This is a genomic window from Pseudomonas sp., from assembly GCF_037994325.1.
Classification (GTDB): Bacteria; Pseudomonadota; Gammaproteobacteria; order Pseudomonadales; family Pseudomonadaceae; genus Aquipseudomonas.
This window is the reverse complement of the sequence record NZ_JBBNAH010000048.1, coordinates 1-16,154: the sequence shown is the minus strand read 5'-3', so window position 1 is coordinate 16,154 and position 16,154 is coordinate 1. Positions and strand designations below refer to the sequence as shown.

The 16,154-nt window shown below is 58.5% G+C and carries 18 protein-coding genes; 11 read left to right on the top strand and 7 right to left on the bottom strand.

Annotation, left to right across the window (positions count from 1 at the left end; all coding sequences use genetic code 11):
* From AAAB16_RS01550 to pdxJ, 10 genes are all read left to right on the top strand, one after another.
* Positions 1-466: anti sigma-E factor RseA C-terminal domain-containing protein (locus AAAB16_RS01550; RefSeq protein WP_340661749.1), on the top strand; the 466-nt coding region annotated here is incomplete at its 5' end.
* 8 nt (positions 467-474) lie between these two features.
* The gene (locus AAAB16_RS01545; RefSeq protein ID WP_340661748.1) at positions 475-1,422 is read left to right on the top strand and encodes a MucB/RseB C-terminal domain-containing protein; all 948 of its coding nucleotides are present in this window, start codon (positions 475-477) and stop codon (positions 1,420-1,422) included.
* A 126-nt stretch (positions 1,423-1,548) separates the two neighbouring features.
* Complete coding sequence (locus tag AAAB16_RS01540; protein ID WP_340661747.1) at positions 1,549-2,988, top strand: DegQ family serine endoprotease; 1,440 nt, start codon at positions 1,549-1,551, stop codon at positions 2,986-2,988.
* Between the two features lie 154 nt (positions 2,989-3,142).
* A complete protein-coding gene (gene lepA, locus AAAB16_RS01535) occupies positions 3,143-4,942 on the top strand; it encodes a translation elongation factor 4 (protein WP_108095473.1) in 1,800 nt (599 codons plus the stop codon).
* Between the two features lie 5 nt (positions 4,943-4,947).
* Entirely contained in the window at positions 4,948-5,802 is an 855-nt protein-coding gene (lepB, locus tag AAAB16_RS01530) for a signal peptidase I (RefSeq protein ID WP_340661746.1), read from the top strand.
* Positions 5,803-5,895: 93 nt separating this feature from the next.
* Positions 5,896-6,273: a DUF4845 domain-containing protein gene (locus AAAB16_RS01525; RefSeq protein ID WP_110616341.1), complete on the top strand. Its 378-nt coding sequence runs from the start codon at positions 5,896-5,898 to the stop codon at positions 6,271-6,273.
* Positions 6,270-6,959 (top strand): ribonuclease III, encoded by a 690-nt coding sequence (gene rnc / locus AAAB16_RS01520; protein ID WP_110616342.1) that lies wholly within the window; start codon positions 6,270-6,272, stop codon positions 6,957-6,959. Before AAAB16_RS01525 ends, rnc begins: the two co-directional genes overlap by 4 nt.
* Positions 6,952-7,854 (top strand): GTPase Era, encoded by a 903-nt coding sequence (gene era / locus AAAB16_RS01515; RefSeq protein ID WP_340661745.1) that lies wholly within the window; start codon positions 6,952-6,954, stop codon positions 7,852-7,854. Before rnc ends, era begins: the two co-directional genes overlap by 8 nt.
* A 23-nt stretch (positions 7,855-7,877) precedes the next feature.
* Complete coding sequence (gene recO / locus AAAB16_RS01510; protein WP_340661744.1) at positions 7,878-8,576, top strand: DNA repair protein RecO; 699 nt, start codon at positions 7,878-7,880, stop codon at positions 8,574-8,576.
* Positions 8,569-9,312, top strand: coding sequence for a pyridoxine 5'-phosphate synthase (gene pdxJ / locus AAAB16_RS01505; protein ID WP_340661743.1), 744 nt, complete (start codon positions 8,569-8,571; stop codon positions 9,310-9,312). The genes recO and pdxJ overlap by 8 nt, the downstream gene beginning before the upstream one ends.
* 137 nt (positions 9,313-9,449) lie before the next feature.
* Here pdxJ and cmoB read toward each other — a convergent pair whose 3' ends face one another.
* From cmoB to AAAB16_RS01485, 4 genes are all read right to left on the bottom strand, one after another.
* Positions 9,450-10,406, bottom strand: coding sequence for a tRNA 5-methoxyuridine(34)/uridine 5-oxyacetic acid(34) synthase CmoB (gene cmoB, locus AAAB16_RS01500; protein ID WP_340661742.1), 957 nt, complete (start codon positions 10,404-10,406; stop codon positions 9,450-9,452).
* Positions 10,403-11,146 carry a carboxy-S-adenosyl-L-methionine synthase CmoA gene (cmoA, locus tag AAAB16_RS01495; RefSeq protein ID WP_340661741.1) on the bottom strand — a complete coding sequence of 248 codons (744 nt, stop codon included), beginning with the start codon at positions 11,144-11,146 and terminating at the stop codon, positions 10,403-10,405. Before cmoA ends, cmoB begins: the two co-directional genes overlap by 4 nt.
* 89 nt (positions 11,147-11,235) lie before the next feature.
* On the bottom strand, positions 11,236-11,631 hold the full coding sequence (locus tag AAAB16_RS01490) for a protease inhibitor I42 family protein (protein ID WP_340661740.1): 396 nt from the start codon (positions 11,629-11,631) through the stop codon (positions 11,236-11,238).
* A 215-nt stretch (positions 11,632-11,846) separates the two neighbouring features.
* Positions 11,847-12,083, bottom strand: a complete 237-nt coding sequence (locus AAAB16_RS01485; protein WP_340661739.1) for a DUF6316 family protein — start codon at positions 12,081-12,083, stop codon at positions 11,847-11,849.
* Between the two features lie 300 nt (positions 12,084-12,383).
* Between AAAB16_RS01485 and AAAB16_RS01480 the strand changes: the two genes are divergently transcribed.
* On the top strand, positions 12,384-13,346 hold the full coding sequence (locus AAAB16_RS01480; protein WP_340661738.1) for a DMT family transporter: 963 nt from the start codon (positions 12,384-12,386) through the stop codon (positions 13,344-13,346).
* A 57-nt stretch (positions 13,347-13,403) separates the two neighbouring features.
* Here the strand turns inward: AAAB16_RS01480 and AAAB16_RS01475 are convergent, their stop codons facing one another.
* The 3 genes from AAAB16_RS01475 to AAAB16_RS01465 form a co-directional block, all read right to left on the bottom strand.
* Complete coding sequence (locus AAAB16_RS01475; RefSeq protein ID WP_340661737.1) at positions 13,404-14,024, bottom strand: NAD(P)H-dependent oxidoreductase; 621 nt, start codon at positions 14,022-14,024, stop codon at positions 13,404-13,406.
* The gene (locus AAAB16_RS01470; RefSeq protein WP_340661736.1) at positions 14,017-15,411 is read right to left on the bottom strand and encodes a class II fumarate hydratase; all 1,395 of its coding nucleotides are present in this window, start codon (positions 15,409-15,411) and stop codon (positions 14,017-14,019) included. The genes AAAB16_RS01475 and AAAB16_RS01470 overlap by 8 nt, the downstream gene beginning before the upstream one ends.
* Before the next feature lie 98 nt (positions 15,412-15,509).
* A partial coding sequence (locus AAAB16_RS01465) for a DUF2804 domain-containing protein (protein WP_340661735.1) occupies positions 15,510-16,154 on the bottom strand: 645 nt, incomplete at its 5' end.

The following is a 16,154-nucleotide window of genomic DNA, read 5'->3' as shown; positions in this document are numbered from 1 at the left end:
TGCTGTTATGCACAAAGACTTGTTGGTACCGAACCTTGATATCGCTGCTGCGGTTTCCAAGGCGCTGGCCGATGAAGCTTCTCCGGTTGCCGCGCCAGTGGCAGTGGTAGCTAATCGCTGGCGTGGTTTGGGTCGCCTGGCGGTAGCCGCCTCGGTGACCTTGGCAGTGCTGGCCGGTGTACGTCTGTACAACCAGGACGAAGTGATGGGCACCCAATTGGCCCAGAACAACGTGCAGCCAACGCTGCCAATGCCACAGGTGCAAGGCGCGGCGCTGTTGGCCGGTTACACCGAAAGCTCCGAGCCGGTGTCGGCGCAGCAGTCCAAGGCCGTGCGTCCAAGCCAGCTGAACTGGCATGAGCAGCGTCTGCCAGGTTATCTGCGTCAACACGCTCAGCAGGCAGCAATGAGCACGTCTGATGGTGTGCTGCCTTACGCGCGTGCTGCAAGTCTGGAAAACCGCTGAGGAGGATCATGCGCGGACTTTCCTCCCTGCTATTGCTAGGTGGCGTTCTGGCCCTTCCAGTACACGCCACCGATGCGCAAGATTGGTTGGGCCGCCTCGCTGAGGCGGAACAGCAACAAAGTTTTCACGGTACGTTCGTCTATGAGCGTAACGGCAGTTTCTCCACTCACACAATTTGGCATCAGGCTTCTGGTGATGCGCAGGTGCGTGAGCGTCTTTTACAGCTTGATGGTCCTGTGCAAGAGGTGCTGCGCGTTAACGGCCGCACCGAATGCGTCAGCGGTGGTCTGGCTGATCAAGTCTCCGATGGTCAGAATTGGCCGGCTCGTGCCCTAGATCCCAAACAGCTCGCCGCCTGGTACGACTTGCGCGTAATTGGCGAATCCCGTGTGGCGGGTCGCGATGCCGTGGTGTTGGCTGTGTTGCCGCGTGACCAGCACCGGTATGGTTTCGAGCTGCATTTGGATCGCGAAACCGGATTGCCGCTGAAATCCCTGCTCCTCAACGAAAAGGGCCAGTTACTTGAGCGCTTTCAGTTTTCTAGCATTGATATGAGCGCGCCCGCCGACGCTGACCTTAAGCCTGGCGCAACCTGCCAACCTGTGCGTTTTGCTGAGACCAAAGGGATTGATCCTAAAGCGTGGCATTCCGAGTGGCTGCCGCCGGGTTTCGATTTGAATAGTGCGGTTGAGCGCCACAGTGTGGTGTCGTCCGAACCTGTCGCCTGCCTGATGTATGGCGACGGGCTGGCGCGCTTTTCTGTTTTTCTTGAGCCGCTTCACGGCGCGACCGTAGAAGATGCTCGTACCCAGTTGGGCCCTACGGTCGCAGTTTCCAAACGCATCCCCACCGCGTCCGGAGATGTAATGGTGACGGTTATTGGCGAAATTCCGTTGGGGACCGCCGAGCGTGTTGCGTTGTCGATGCGTGCTGGGGATATGCAGGCGGCGCAATAAGCTGTCGAGTTTTTCGTGCCTGCGCTGTTATTGCGCTGCGCATGCTAGCCATAGAGTCGTATGTCGCGCTGACTGAGCGCGACAATTCATGTGGTATTTGCTGGTCCTTAATGGGAGCTGAAGTCGATGCTTAGCCTGAAATCTGGCTTATCTGCGTTCTTGACGTTGTTTTTACTGGGGCAGAGCGTTGCTGCCCATGCTGAGTTGCCTGACTTCACCACACTGGTTGAAGCTGCTGCCCCTGCCGTGGTGAATATCAGCACCACGCAAAAAGTCCCGGATCAAGTCGCGGGTAACGCTCAATCGGGCATTCCTGATCTAGAAGGGTTGCCGCCTGGTTTTCGCGAGTTTTTTGAACGTAACCTTCCTCAGCAACAGCCGCGTAGCCCGCAAGGCCGTCAGCAGCAGCGCGGCGCACAGTCTCTAGGGTCGGGCTTTATTATCTCCCCTGATGGTTATGTGCTGACCAACAACCACGTGGTGAGCGGTGCTGATGAAATCATCGTGCGTCTCTCTGATCGCAGCGAGCTGAAAGCCAAGCTGATCGGTGCCGATCCGCGCACTGATGTGGCATTGCTCAAGGTTGAAGGTAAGAACCTTCCGGTGGTGAAGATTGGTAAGTCTGAAGAGTTGAAGGTCGGTGCCTGGGTGTTGGCGATCGGCTCGCCCTTTGGTTTCGACCATTCCGCCACTGCCGGTATTGTTAGCGCCAAAGGCCGTAGCCTGCCAAATGAAAGCTATGTGCCGTTTATTCAGACTGACGTAGCGATCAATCCAGGTAACTCCGGTGGTCCGTTGTTCAACCTGAATGGCGAAGTGATCGGTATCAACTCGCAGATTTTCACTCGTTCCGGCGGTTTTATGGGCCTGTCGTTCGCCATCCCGATGGATGTGGCGATGGATGTAGCCAATCAATTGAAAACCGACGGCAAGGTCAGCCGTGGCTGGCTGGGTGTGGTGATTCAGGAGGTCAATAAAGACCTGGCTGAGTCGTTCGGTCTCGACAAACCGGCCGGTGCGCTGGTGGCCCAGGTAATGGAAGACGGCCCTGCGGCCAAAGGCGGTTTGCAAGTCGGTGATGTGATTCTGAGCCTCAATGGCCAGCCGATCATCATGTCGGCGGACCTGCCGCACTTGGTAGGCCGTATGAAAGCGGGCGCCAAAGCCGAGCTGGAAGTGATTCGTGAAGGCTCGCGCAAAAAGCTGGAGCTGACTGTCGGCAACTTGCCGGCTGAAGACGGCGAAGTAGCTGCCAATGGTGGTGGCGAGTCGGCTGTCGAGCGCAATAGCAATCGCATGGGCGTCAAAGTTGCCGAGCTCAGCGCGGATGAGCGCAAGTCGCTGGATCTCAAAGGTGGCGTGGTCATCAAGGAAGTTCAGGACGGTCCTGCGGCCTTGATCGGCCTGCGTCCTGGCGACGTTATCACTCACTTGAATAACCAGGCCATTGATTCGGCCAAGACCTTCACTCAGGTTGCTCAGGCGCTGCCGAAGAACCGTTCGGTGTCGATGCGCGTACTGCGTGAAGGGCGTGCCAGCTTTATTACCTTCAAGTTGTCGGAATGACGCTTGCTCGGTAAGGCACAGAAGGGCGGTTTATACCGCCCTTTTTCATGGGCGCCGCTCAGCAGCACGGGTGACGCCCGCGCCGCCGATCGGGTACACTTCCCGGCTATTTTTCGGCGGGCAGTCTGCCTGCGGCCTTTTTGAGTGTTGATCCGTGAGTGACCTGAGTCATATCCGTAATTTCTCCATCATCGCCCACATCGACCACGGCAAATCGACCCTGGCCGACCGTTTTATCCAAATGTGCGGCGGCTTGTCCGAACGCGAAATGGAAGCCCAAGTCCTCGACTCCATGGACCTTGAGCGTGAGCGCGGCATCACCATCAAGGCCCACAGCGTTACCTTGCATTACAAGGCTCGCGACGGCAAAACCTACCAACTGAACTTCATCGACACCCCAGGCCACGTTGACTTCACCTATGAAGTCAGCCGTTCGCTGGCAGCCTGTGAGGGCGCTTTGCTGGTGGTCGACGCCGGTCAAGGCGTTGAAGCGCAGTCGGTTGCCAACTGCTACACCGCCATCGAGCAGGGGCTGGAAGTTATGCCCGTGCTGAACAAGATGGACTTGCCCCAGGCCGATCCGGACCGGGTGAAGGAAGAAATCGAGAAAATCATCGGCATTGATGCCACTGATGCCGTGGCTTGTAGCGCCAAAAGCGGTATGGGTGTCGACGAAGTGCTCGAGCGTCTGGTAGCCACCATTCCAGCGCCAACTGGCAATATCGAAGACCCCCTGCAAGCGCTGATCATCGACTCTTGGTTCGACAACTACCTGGGCGTTGTTTCCCTGGTGCGTGTGCGCCATGGCTGCGTGAAGAAGGGCGACAAGATTCTGGTCAAGTCCACCGGCAAAATCCATTTGGTGGACAGCGTCGGTGTATTTACCCCTAAACACACGGCCACCGTTGACCTTAAAGCGGGTGAAGTGGGCTTTATCATCGCTGGCATCAAAGACATTCACGGCGCGCCAGTGGGTGACACGCTGACCCTCAGCTCCACGCCAGACGTCGACGTGCTACCAGGCTTTAAGCGCATTCAGCCGCAGGTTTATGCCGGCTTGTTCCCGGTTAGCTCGGATGACTTTGAAGACTTCCGTGAAGCGCTGCAAAAGCTGACGCTTAACGACTCGTCTCTGCAATACCTGCCAGAAAGCTCTGACGCCTTGGGCTTTGGTTTCCGTTGCGGCTTCCTTGGCATGCTGCACATGGAGATTATTCAGGAGCGCCTAGAGCGCGAGTACGACCTGGATCTGATCACCACAGCGCCGACGGTAATCTTCGAGCTGCTGCTGAAAAATGGCGAAACCATCTACGTTGACAACCCGTCGAAGCTTCCAGATTTGTCGGCTATCGAGGATATGCGCGAGCCAATCGTGCGCGCCAATATCCTGGTGCCGCAGGAACATTTGGGCAACGTCATCACCCTGTGTATCGAAAAGCGCGGCGTGCAGCGCGATATGCTGTTCCTCGGCACCCAGGTTCAGGTTAGCTACGACCTGCCGATGAACGAAGTGGTGTTGGATTTCTTTGATCGCCTGAAGTCCACCAGTCGTGGTTATGCCTCGCTGGACTACCACTTTGACCGTTATCAGTCGGCTAATCTGGTCAAGCTGGACGTACTGATCAACGGCGATAAGGTCGATGCCTTGGCGTTGATCGTGCATCGCGACAACGCGCACTACAAAGGCCGTGCGTTGACCGAGAAAATGAAAGAGTTGATCCCGCGGCAGATGTTCGATGTGGCCATTCAGGCTGCTATCGGCGGGCAGATTGTGGCCCGTACCACGGTTAAGGCGCTGCGCAAGAACGTATTGGCCAAGTGCTACGGCGGTGACGTCAGCCGTAAGCGCAAACTGCTTGAAAAGCAGAAAGCCGGTAAAAAACGGATGAAGCAAGTTGGCAACGTGGAAATTCCACAAGAAGCCTTCCTTGCAGTGCTCAGGTTGGATGGTTAATACCTATGTCGTTCAATTTTCCGCTGTTGTTGGTTATCGCTGTAGCCGTTTGTGGTGCGCTGGCGCTGGTTGATCTGGTGCTGTTGGCACCACGTCGCCGGGCGGCTGTAGCGACGTATCAGGGGCAAGTGGCTGAGTCTGATCAGGTTGTACTCGATCAGCTCAACCGCGAGCCGTTGCTGGTTGAGTACGGCAAGTCGTTCTTTCCGGTGCTGGCGATTGTGTTGGTGCTGCGCTCATTTCTGGTTGAGCCGTTCCAGATTCCGTCTGGCTCGATGAAACCGACCTTGGAAGTGGGCGATTTCATTCTGGTTAACAAGTTTGCTTATGGCATTCGCCTGCCGGTTCTCGACACCAAGGTCATCGAAGTGGGTGACCCACAGCGCGGTGATGTAATGGTGTTTCGCTACCCGAGTGAGCCCACCGTTAACTACATCAAGCGAGTAGTTGGGCTGCCGGGCGATAAGATTCGCTACACCGCCGACAAGCAACTGTTCGTTAATGGTGAATCGGTGGCCAAACAACTGGTGGGTGAAGAGCCCGGCTCGTTGGGTAGTGCCACGCTGTACAAAGAAAAACTTGGCGACGTCGAGCATCTGATCCGCATCGAAATGAACCGCTACCGCGCCGACCCCGGCAGCGAGTGGACAGTGCCAGCCGGGCACTACTTCATGATGGGCGACAACCGCGACAACTCGAACGACAGTCGCTACTGGAACGATCCGAAGATTCCAAAAGAACTGCTGGGCATGGTGCCGGACAAGAATATCGTCGGCAAAGCCTTCGCTGTGTGGTTGAGCTGGGCCGATCCGAAATTGCACAACGTGCCGACCCTGTCACGGGTTGGGCTGATTCACTGATCCGTCGGCGCTGCTAAAAGCAGCGCCGCGCGCTATATATAGTCAGGCCCGCAGAGGCCAGGGCTTAAAAAATTGCCAACACTGAGGTCAAACATGACGTTTGCGCGTTCGCAGAAGGGTATGGGGTTGTTGGGGTGGATGATCACCGCTGCTGTGGTGGCGTTTTTCGCCAGTGCGGGGTTCAAAATGTTCCCTCATTACATGGATAACGCGGCATTGGAAAAAACCATTACCGGCATTGAAACCGACAAAGTCGCCGATGTACGTAGCATCCCTGACTTTTATGCTCATGTGCGCAAGGCCATGACCGTCAATGCCATTACCGGCATAGACTTGGAAAAGGCCATGGAAGTGAAATTGGACAACAACGAGTTCCGTGTGCACTTGAAATACGAAACCCGTGAAGCGCTGATTCAAAACCTCGATCTCGTCGCTCGTTTCGACAAAGAATATCGCGTGCGTATGCCGTGAGTGCAGCACTGAGTCGTTTAGAGCGTCAGCTCGGCTATACCTTTCAAGACCAGGAGCTGATGATCCTGGCTCTCACCCACCGCAGTTTTGCCGGGCGCAACAATGAGCGTCTGGAGTTCCTCGGTGATGCCATTCTCAACTTCGTCGCCGGTGAAGCGTTATTCGAGCGCTTTCCTCAAGCGCGCGAAGGCCAGCTTTCACGTTTGCGCGCGCGCTTGGTAAAGGGTGAAACCCTAGCCGTTCTGGCTCGTGGCTTTGACCTTGGCGAGTACTTGCGTTTGGGGTCCGGCGAATTGAAGAGTGGTGGGTTTCGCCGCGAGTCGATTCTGGCTGACGCGTTGGAAGCCTTGATCGGCGCCATTTACCTCGACGCTGGTATGCAAGCGGCGCGTGAACGCGTGTTGGCCTGGCTAAGCTCTGAGCTGGACGGTCTGACCTTGGTCGACACCAACAAAGACCCGAAAACCCGCCTGCAGGAGTTTCTGCAGTCGCGCGGCTGTGACTTGCCGCGCTACGAAGTGGTGGATATCCAAGGTGATCCGCACTGTCGGATGTTTGTTGTCGAATGCCAGATCACCTTATTGAATGACAAGACCATAGGGCAGGGCGCCAGTCGCCGTATCGCCGAACAGGTGGCTGCGGCCGCCGCTTTGATCGCCCTTGGTGTGGAGAATGGCCATGACTGATTCAACTGCAACACGCTGTGGCTATGTCGCCATTGTTGGCCGGCCCAACGTGGGCAAGTCGACGCTGCTTAACCACATCCTTGGGCAAAAGCTGGCGATCACCTCGCGCAAGCCGCAGACCACTCGCCACAATATGCTTGGCATCAAGACGGAAGGGTCGATCCAGGCTATCTACGTCGATACCCCCGGCATGCACAAAAACGGCGAGAAAGCCCTCAATCGCTATATGAACAAAACTGCCTCGGCCGCCCTCAAGGACGTCGACGTGGTGATCTTCGTAGTTGAGCGCACCCGTTGGACCGACGAAGATCAGATGGTCCTCGAACGTGTGCAATACGTGCAGGGCCCGGTGATTGTGGCAATCAATAAGACTGACCGCATCGAAGATAAGTCCGATCTGATGCCGCACCTGGAGTGGTTGCAAAGCCAACTGCCAAACGCCCAGATCGTGCCAATTTCCGCGCAGCACGGGCATAACCTGGAAGCGCTGGAAGGTTTGATCAGTAACCACTTGCCGGAAAACGATCACTTCTTTCCGGAAGACCAGATCACCGACCGTAGCAGCCGTTTCCTGGCCGCTGAGCTGGTCCGGGAAAAAATCATGCGTCAGTTGGGCGCTGAGCTGCCGTACCAGATCACCGTCGAAATCGAAGAGTTCAAGCAGCAAGGCAAAACCCTGCATATCCACGCCTTGATTCTGGTGGAGCGTGACGGCCAGAAGAAAATCATCATTGGCGACAAGGGTGAGCGGATTAAACGCATCGGCATGGACGCACGCAAAGACATGGAGGTGCTGTTCGACTCCAAGGTCATGCTCAACCTGTGGGTGAAAGTCAAAGGCGGCTGGTCCGACGACGAACGCGCTCTGCGTTCGCTGGGTTACGCCGACCTCTAAGCTTTTTCCCTATCGAGTCTTCCATGCTAAACAGCGCGCAACCGGCTTTTATCCTGCATAGCCGGGCCTATCGCGAAAGCAGCGCGCTGGTGGACTTCCTTACTCCTCAGGGCCGTCTGCGTGCGGTATTGCGTGGTGCTCGCGGCAAAGCCGGCACCCTGGCGCGGCCTTTCGTGCCGGTGGAAGTGGAGTTCCGCGGTCGGGGCGAATTGAAGAATGTCGGCCGCCTGGAGGCTGCCGGTATTCCGCGCTGGCTGCATGGTGAAGCGCTGTTCAGTGGCCTGTATCTGAATGAACTGATTCTGCGCTTGTTGCCCGCCGAAGACCCCCATCCCATTTTGTTCGATCACTACGCGGCGACCCTCGAAGCGCTTGCCGCCGGCCGCGCGCTGGAGCCGCTACTGCGTGCATTCGAATGGCGTCTGCTGGATGAGCTGGGGTATGGTTTTGCCCTTGCCGAAGACCTGCACGGTCAGCCGGTGATCGCCGATCAGCTTTACCGTTTGCTACCAGACTCCGGCCTTGAGCCGGTACAGCTGTTTCAGCCCGGTTTGTTTCAAGGCGTGGAGTTACTGGCCATGGCCGAGGCGGACTGGACTGCGCCTGGCGCCTTGGCAGCCGCTAAGCGCCTGATGCGCCAAGCCCTTGCCCCTCATTTAGGTGGCCGACCGCTGGTTAGCCGCGAATTGTTTATGACCTTAAAGGAGCCACCCCGTGACTGACGCCAATCGCATCTTGTTGGGCGTGAATATCGACCATGTCGCCACCCTGCGTCAGGCCCGTGGCACCCGCTATCCCGACCCGGTGAAAGCCGCGCTGGACGCCGAAGAAGCCGGCGCCGATGGCATCACCGTGCACCTGCGCGAAGACCGCCGCCATATCCAAGAGCGCGATGTATTGCTGCTCAAGGACGTGCTGCAAACGCGGATGAACTTTGAAATGGGCGTGACCGAAGAAATGCTCACCTTCGCCGAGCGTATTCGCCCCGCGCATATCTGTTTGGTGCCGGAAACCCGCCAAGAGCTGACCACCGAAGGCGGTTTGGACGTAGCCGGGCAGGAAGCGCGGATCAAGGCAGCGGTGGAGCGTCTGGCACGTTTGGGCTGCGAAGTGTCGTTGTTTATTGACGCTGACGAGCGCCAGATCGAAGCCTCACGCCGTATCGGCGCACCCGCCATCGAACTGCACACCGGCCGCTATGCCGACGCGCATACACCGACCGAGACGGCTGAGGAGCTCAAGCGCATTGCCGATGGCGTGGCGTTTGGTTTGGCTCAAGGGTTGATCGTTAACGCTGGCCATGGCTTGCACTACCACAACGTTGAGGCGGTGGCGGCGATCAAGGGTGTTAACGAATTGAACATCGGCCATGCGTTGGTGGCGCATGCGCTGTTTGTTGGCTTTAAGTCGGCGGTTGCCGAGATGAAGCAGTTGATTGTGGCGGCCGCCCATCGCTGAGTAAGGGGCGCTACAGCCGTTTGGCCTAGCATTCTGGGTCCCCGCCTGCGCGGGGACGACGGTGATGGCGGGGAAGGCGCCGTCGTCCCGTGTACGCGGCGGTCCGACAATTCAGTACCTCCAACCCGGCTGATGCGCTATTTGCGGGCGGTAATCACCGCGCGCATCGGCGCCGGTAAGCCTTCTACGGTTTTGCTGTGGTCGTTGGGGTCAAGGAAGTGACTGAGGGATTGATAGCGCATCCACTCAGTGCTGCGCTGTTCTTCGACGCTGGTGATGCTGACGTCGACGCAGCGCACACCGCTGAATCCCGCTCGACGTAGCCATAGCTCCAACGCGGGTACCGAGGGCAGAAACCATACGTTGCGCATCTGCGCGTAGCGGTCTTCTGGTACCAATACCTGGTTTACGTCGCCTTCGATCACCAGGGTTTCCAGCACCAATTCGCCGCCTTTGACCAGGCAATCTTTCAGCGCTAACAAATGCTCGATAGGCGAGCGGCGGTGGTAGAACACGCCCATGGAAAACACGGTGTCGAAGCCTTCTAGCCCAGCCGGCAGGTCTTCCAAGGCAAACGGCAGGTGCCAGGCGCGTAGCTCTGGCAGGTAGCGTTGCACCGCTTGGAACTGGCAGAAGAACAGCCAGTTGGGGTCGATGCCAATCACGCTATCGGCGCCAGCGCCAAGCATGCGCCACTGGTAGTAGCCGTTGCCGCAGCCGACGTCGAGAACGCGTTTGCCGCGTAAGTCGAGGTGGGGCGAGACCCGTGACCATTTCCAGTCCGAGCGCCATTCGGTGTCCACATGCACGCCGAACAAATCGAACGGCCCTTTGCGCCAAGGCGACAATCCCATTAGCGCTGTATGCATTTGCGCGCGGGTGGCGTCGTCGCAATCGCAGTCCAGTAGCAGGCCGTTAAGCAGATCAATCTGGGTTGGCTGCACAGCGGGCAGGGCGTTCAAGGCGCCTTGCCAGCGCTCCAGGTCGCCGTGGCCTTTATCCATTTTGCTGTCGAGCTGGGCTTGCAAGGTGGTCGCCCAGTTAGCCAGCGGGGTGCCCGCTAAGTGGCAGACTAGAGGGCTCAAGTCGATCATGGTAGGGCAATCAAAGAGGCGAAGTTCAAGCACTGGAACCAGGGCACCACTTTGCTGAAGCCAGCGGCCAGCAGGCGTTCGCGATGCTGTTCGAGGCTGTCAGGTTTCATCACGTTTTCGATGGCGTTGCGCTTCTGGGCAATTTCCAGCTCGCTGTAGCCGTTGGCACGTTTAAAGGCGATGTGGAGGTCAGTAAGCAGGTCATGTTCCTGCTCATCGGTAAAACGCAGCTTTTCCGAGAGGATCAGCGCACCGCCCGGCAACAGGGCTTGGCGAATGCCCGTGAGCAACTGCAAGCGTTGTTCGGGCTGGATAAATTGCAGCGTGAAGTTCAGTGCTACCAGAGAGGCCGGCTGCAATTGCATGCCAAGGATATCGGCCTCAATGACCTCTACCGGCAGCAGCTCCTGGAACATCGAGTCCTGGGCATGCAGGTATTCGCTGCAGCGTTCCACCATGGCGCTGGAGTTATCCACGGCAATCACCCGGCAGTCGCTGCACGTTACGTGACGACGTAGCGCTTGGGTCACCGCACCCAACGAGCAGCCCAGGTCGTAGAGCACGCTGTGCGGCTGGGCGAATTGCGCGGCCAGCACGCCGATGTTTTCGACAATGGTCGGATAGCCCGGCACCGAGCGTTTGATCATGTCCGGAAACACCCGCGCCACGGCTTCGTTAAAGGTGAAGTCGGGCACGTGCGGCAGGGGCTGCGCAAAAAGGCGGTCGGGTTCTTTGCTCACGGTGGTTACGCTTGGCTCAAAAAGGGCGCCATTTTAACCAGCTGCGGCTGCGCTGCCATACCCTTGTGTACCAATGGCTGTGCGGGCAGTTACTTAACCGTAATGCTGCAATCGAAGGTTTCGGCTGGCGCTACTTCGGGTTCCCAGGGCCGCTGATAGGTCATCAGTAATTTGCCGCTACCGGCTGCGCTGGCCTGATAGCGCCATGTGGACACGCCGGCGCTGCCAACAATGCCGGCATCCTCCGGGTTGCTGTACACCTCCGGACCGAGGCTGCGCAAGACACCGCTGGCGGCGTCTTTGCTCTGCCAGCGAAAGCCGGTGGTGGGGTTGCTGCTAAGACTGACAATGAGTTGCTGACCAACGTGCAGCTTGGCGGGGCAATCGCTTTGTTTATCCACTTGCACCGCGACGTTGCTGGGGGTTTGGGCGCAGGCGGCCAACAGGGCCATACCGAGGGGGAGCAGCAGGCGAGCAGCAGTCATAAAAGCTTCCTGTCCAAAGGGCGACGAATGGCCGCAAGCATAGCGCCAAATCGGTTGGCTTGTCGGGAAGTGGCATTCACATGAGGGGGATAGCGTTAGCCGCGAAGCCTTCAACTGAAAAGCCCGCGACTAACCGTGGAGCATTGGCAAGCGAACATCGGCAAAAACTGCACGAGCGCTCGAGGGTGTCGCTGCGGCGGCTTACACACTGGCGATCAGTGCCCAATCACCCCATGACGGTCCTGAAAGGTGCGCGCCTCGAGAATGTCGTCGCCCTGCATCTGGCGCCGCACATACATGGCGATTTCTCGCTCCGCATCAACGCGGGTGAAATAGGGACCTTCAAGCGTTCCTTCGCGTGTGGCAAAGAAATATTGCCCATTCACCGCGCTAACGCGTTCGCTACGGTAGTGGGTACCGGCTGCTGGGTCTTGCTGGCGTTGGCTGAACATAGGAGTAGCTCCTGAGGCGAGTAGGCTGTTTTTGAGTCTAATCCGATCTGCTGAAATTGCGCTTTTTTACTCGCTAATGCGATAGATGGTTATGGTTTCGCCGTAGATGGCTGCTTTTTGGCCGATTTTATTGTTTTTTGACGTCAGTGCGATGGCGCCTCCTTGGGCAAGCCATACAGTTCACCTGCGCAAGCTGCGCCAACTGTCGCTGTGTTAGCCCACGCTGCCCGCCTAGAATGCGGGCTCCGCCGTAGCGCGATACGTCGCCACTACGCGTTTTGTCTGCTTACCGAGGCTGCCATGCACATCTCTTCCGGCCGTTGGCTCTACGGCCTGATGCTTGCTCTGCTCACCGCTGTGCTCTGGGGCGTGTTGCCCATTCAACTGAAAGAAGTACTCGAGGTGATGGACCCAATTACCGTCACTTGGTATCGCTTGATCGTCTCCGGAACGCTGTTGCTGGCGTACCTAAGCCTGACCAAACGCCGCCCGGATTTTCGTCTGCTTGGCAACAATGGTCGGGGGCTGTTGGTGGTTGCAGTACTGGGCCTTATCGGCAACTACGTGCTCTATTTACTGGGGCTGAAAGTGCTGAGTCCCGGCACCACGCAACTGGTGATTCAGGTGGCGCCGATACTGTTTCTACTCGGCAGCGTGTGGCTGTTTAAAGAGCGCTTCAGCCTGGGCCAGGCGATTGGTCTCTGTGTGCTGGTGGCCGGTTTTGGTTTGTTCTTTAACCAGCGCTTACACGAGCTGCTGACTTCGTTGGGCGCTTACACCGTAGGGATTTTGACCGTGTTGCTCGCGGCTTTTGTCTGGACCTTTTATGGCCTGGCGCAGAAGCAGTTGCTGACTCGCTGGAATTCCATGCAGGTGATGATGGTGATCTACCTGGCCTGCGCCGCGTTGCTCACGCCTTGGGCGCAGCCGCTGCAAGTGCTGCAACTGAGCACGTTGCAATTCTGGCTGCTTGTCGCGTGCTGCCTGAATACCCTGGTGGCCTACGGTGCCTTCGCCGAAGCGTTGGCGCATTGGGAGGGCTCGCGGGTCAGCGCCACGCTGGCGATTACGCCGTTGGTGACCTTTGCTTCGGTGGCAGTGGCCGCGCACCTGTGGCCCGACCATGTGCACCCGGAACAGATCAACTGGCTGGCCTACGTGGGCGCGGTGTTGGTGGTGTTGGGCTCGGCGGTAACGGCGATTGGACCGTCGTTGATGGCGAGTTTGCGTGCGCGTAGCGCCCCCGGTACAAAGCGTCCGTAGGCTGTGCTGTGCGCACCAGCATGTTTACGCGCAAATCGCTGGTGCGCGGTGCACACCCTACACGCTTGAGCCCAATCCTTCGGCCTTGCGCAACCAGGCCTGACGCTGGGTTTCCGTGGACGGCCGAATCGGCGAGAACTGCGCCAGGCGCCGCGTTTTGATCCCGCAAAAACCGAGAATAGTGCGGGTCATCTGCCGGTGCGCGGGTGCGCCGTAAATCCAGCGGAAGTACCACGCTGGGGTGTCCATGGTCACCAATAAATCCGCCGTGCGGCCAGTGAGCAGCTTGTCCCACAGTTGCCCGCGGTTGCGGTATTTGAAGGCGAAGCCGGGCAAAAAGGTGCGGTCGAAAAAGCCTTTCAGCAATGCCGGAATACCGCCCCACCAGACCGGATAAACAAATACCAAATGCTCGGCCCAGTGGATCTGTCGCTGGGCTTCGAGCAAGTCCGCTTCCAGGTTCTGGCTTTGGTCGTAACCGTCGCGCAGGATCGGATCAAACTGCATCTCGCCCAGCTTTAATTGCCGCACTACGTGGCCCTGGATACGCGCACCTTGGGTGTAGGCCTCGGCCAGTGAATGGCAAAAGCTGCCGGCTTTAGGCGTACCTAAAATCAGCAAGATGCGTTTGCCGTCGCCTTCCAGTGGCGTGGCACCACTCTTGACCTCATCACTCATGGCTTCCGGCCTCAAGCATGCTTTCCGGGCGTACCCATTGGTCGAACTGCTCGTTAGTCAAAAGCCCAAGTTCCAATGCTGCTTCGCGCAGGGTGGTGCCTTCGCTGTAGGCCTTCTTGGCGATTTTCGCTGCGTTGTCGTAACCGATGTGCGGGTTAAGTGCGGTCACCAGCATCAGCCCGCGCTCCAGGTGTTCCGCCATTTTTTCTGTGTCCGGCTGCATACCTTCTACGCAGTGCTTGTTGAAGTTGCGGCAGCCATCGGCCAGCAAACGAATGGATTGCAGCAGGTTATGGATGATTACTGGCTTAAATACGTTGAGCTGCAGGTGGCCCTGGCTGGCGGCAAACGTGATGGTGGTGTCGTTGCCCATTACCTGACACGCCAGCATCGACAGCGCCTCACACTGGGTAGGGTTGACCTTGCCGGGCATGATCGAACTGCCTGGTTCGTTGGCCGGCAGGCGCACTTCAGCAAAGCCGGCGCGTGGGCCGGAGCCGAGCAGGCGCAGGTCGTTGGCAATTTTCATCAGCGCCACAGCCAGTGTTTTCAGTGCGCCGGCCAGGGTCACCAGCGGTTCATGGCCAGCCAGGGCGGCAAATTTGTTGGGGGCAGACACCAACGGCAAGCCGGACAAGGCTGTCAGTTCCGCCGCAATTGCCTCGGCGAAACCCTTTGGTGAATTTAGCCCGGTGCCTACTGCGGTACCGCCTTGGGCCAATTCGCAGACGGCGGGGAGGGCGGCTCGTATGGCGCGATCGGCGTAACCCAACTGCGCAACAAACGCCGAAAGCTCTTGGCCGAAGGTGACCGGGGTGGCGTCCATCATATGGGTGCGGCCGGTTTTCACCAGGCTCATATGCCGCGCCGCCTGCTCAGCCAGGCCGCCGGATAGCTCGGCAATCGCTGGCAGTAGGTCGTTCATCACCGCTTGTGCGGTAGCGATATGCATGGCGGTGGGGAAGGCGTCGTTGGAGCTTTGCGCGCGGTTAACGTGATCGTTGGGGTGCACCGGCGCTTTACCGCCACGGCCCTTGCCGGCCAGTTCGTTGGCGCGGCCAGCAATCACCTCATTGACGTTCATATTGCTTTGCGTGCCGCTGCCGGTTTGCCACACCACCAGTGGGAATTGATCGTCAAGCTTGCCCGCCAATACCTCATCAGCGGCTTGTTCGATCAAGCGGGCGATGTCGGGCGTCAGGTCGCCAATGCGGTCGTTAACCCGGGCGGCGGCTTTCTTGATCAGCGCCAGTGCGTGCAACACCGCCAGAGGCATACGTTCCTGGCCGATGGCAAAGTTGATCAATGAACGTTGCGTTTGCGCGCCCCAATAGGCCGCTTCAGGAACGTCGATGGCGCCAATGCTGTCGGTTTCACTGCGATTCATGGTCTTTCTCCGCGGACTGTTCCGGCAGTTTAGGCGTTGTGCTGGCGGGCAGGTTCCCTGTCTCGGGCGAAATCGTTACCACGCTCTACGGAAGAGGATCACCAGCGCGCGTTGGTGGTGCCAAGCCAGCCGAGGGCGCCGTCGACCGGTACGCGCTCGCCTTTGGGGCCGCGCAGCACGCCGTCAAACTGGCCGAACCACTGCTTGGTTTCGGCGTAGAACGGTCCGAGTTGCGGGCGCGCAATATGCTGTTGGCGGGGTGTGAAGACCAGGTTCAGGCGCTCGTCTTCGCTGTGTAATTGCCAGGGGGCAAGCGGATTGTGTGGGTTGCCGGCAATGGTTACCGGGCTGGTGACATGCAACAGCTCACCGCCAAACCACAGCGCGTTTTCGGACAGTCCGGTGTTGTCGGTCCAGCCGGAACCAAAGTTGCCGGCAATGCCGCCAGGCGCAGCGAATGCGGCGCGGGTCCAGTAGGTGTTAAGCGGCCATACGCCGCGGCCGAAGTCTAGCGCGGCAAAGCTTTGCCCGGGCGTGCAGCGGTAGTGCGTGCCGCCTAGTTGCACGTCGCCAGAAACCGGCAGGCCAACATGACGTGACGTGGCGTGGAAACCGCCCGCGGCAAAGGGCACCACTAGATTCACCGAATCCAGATGGCTGGGGCGCTGCACATCCAGCGCCACCTGCAACGCCTGGCCACCGATATCTGGCACGGTGGCGACCAGGCGCGCGCGGCCGGGGTG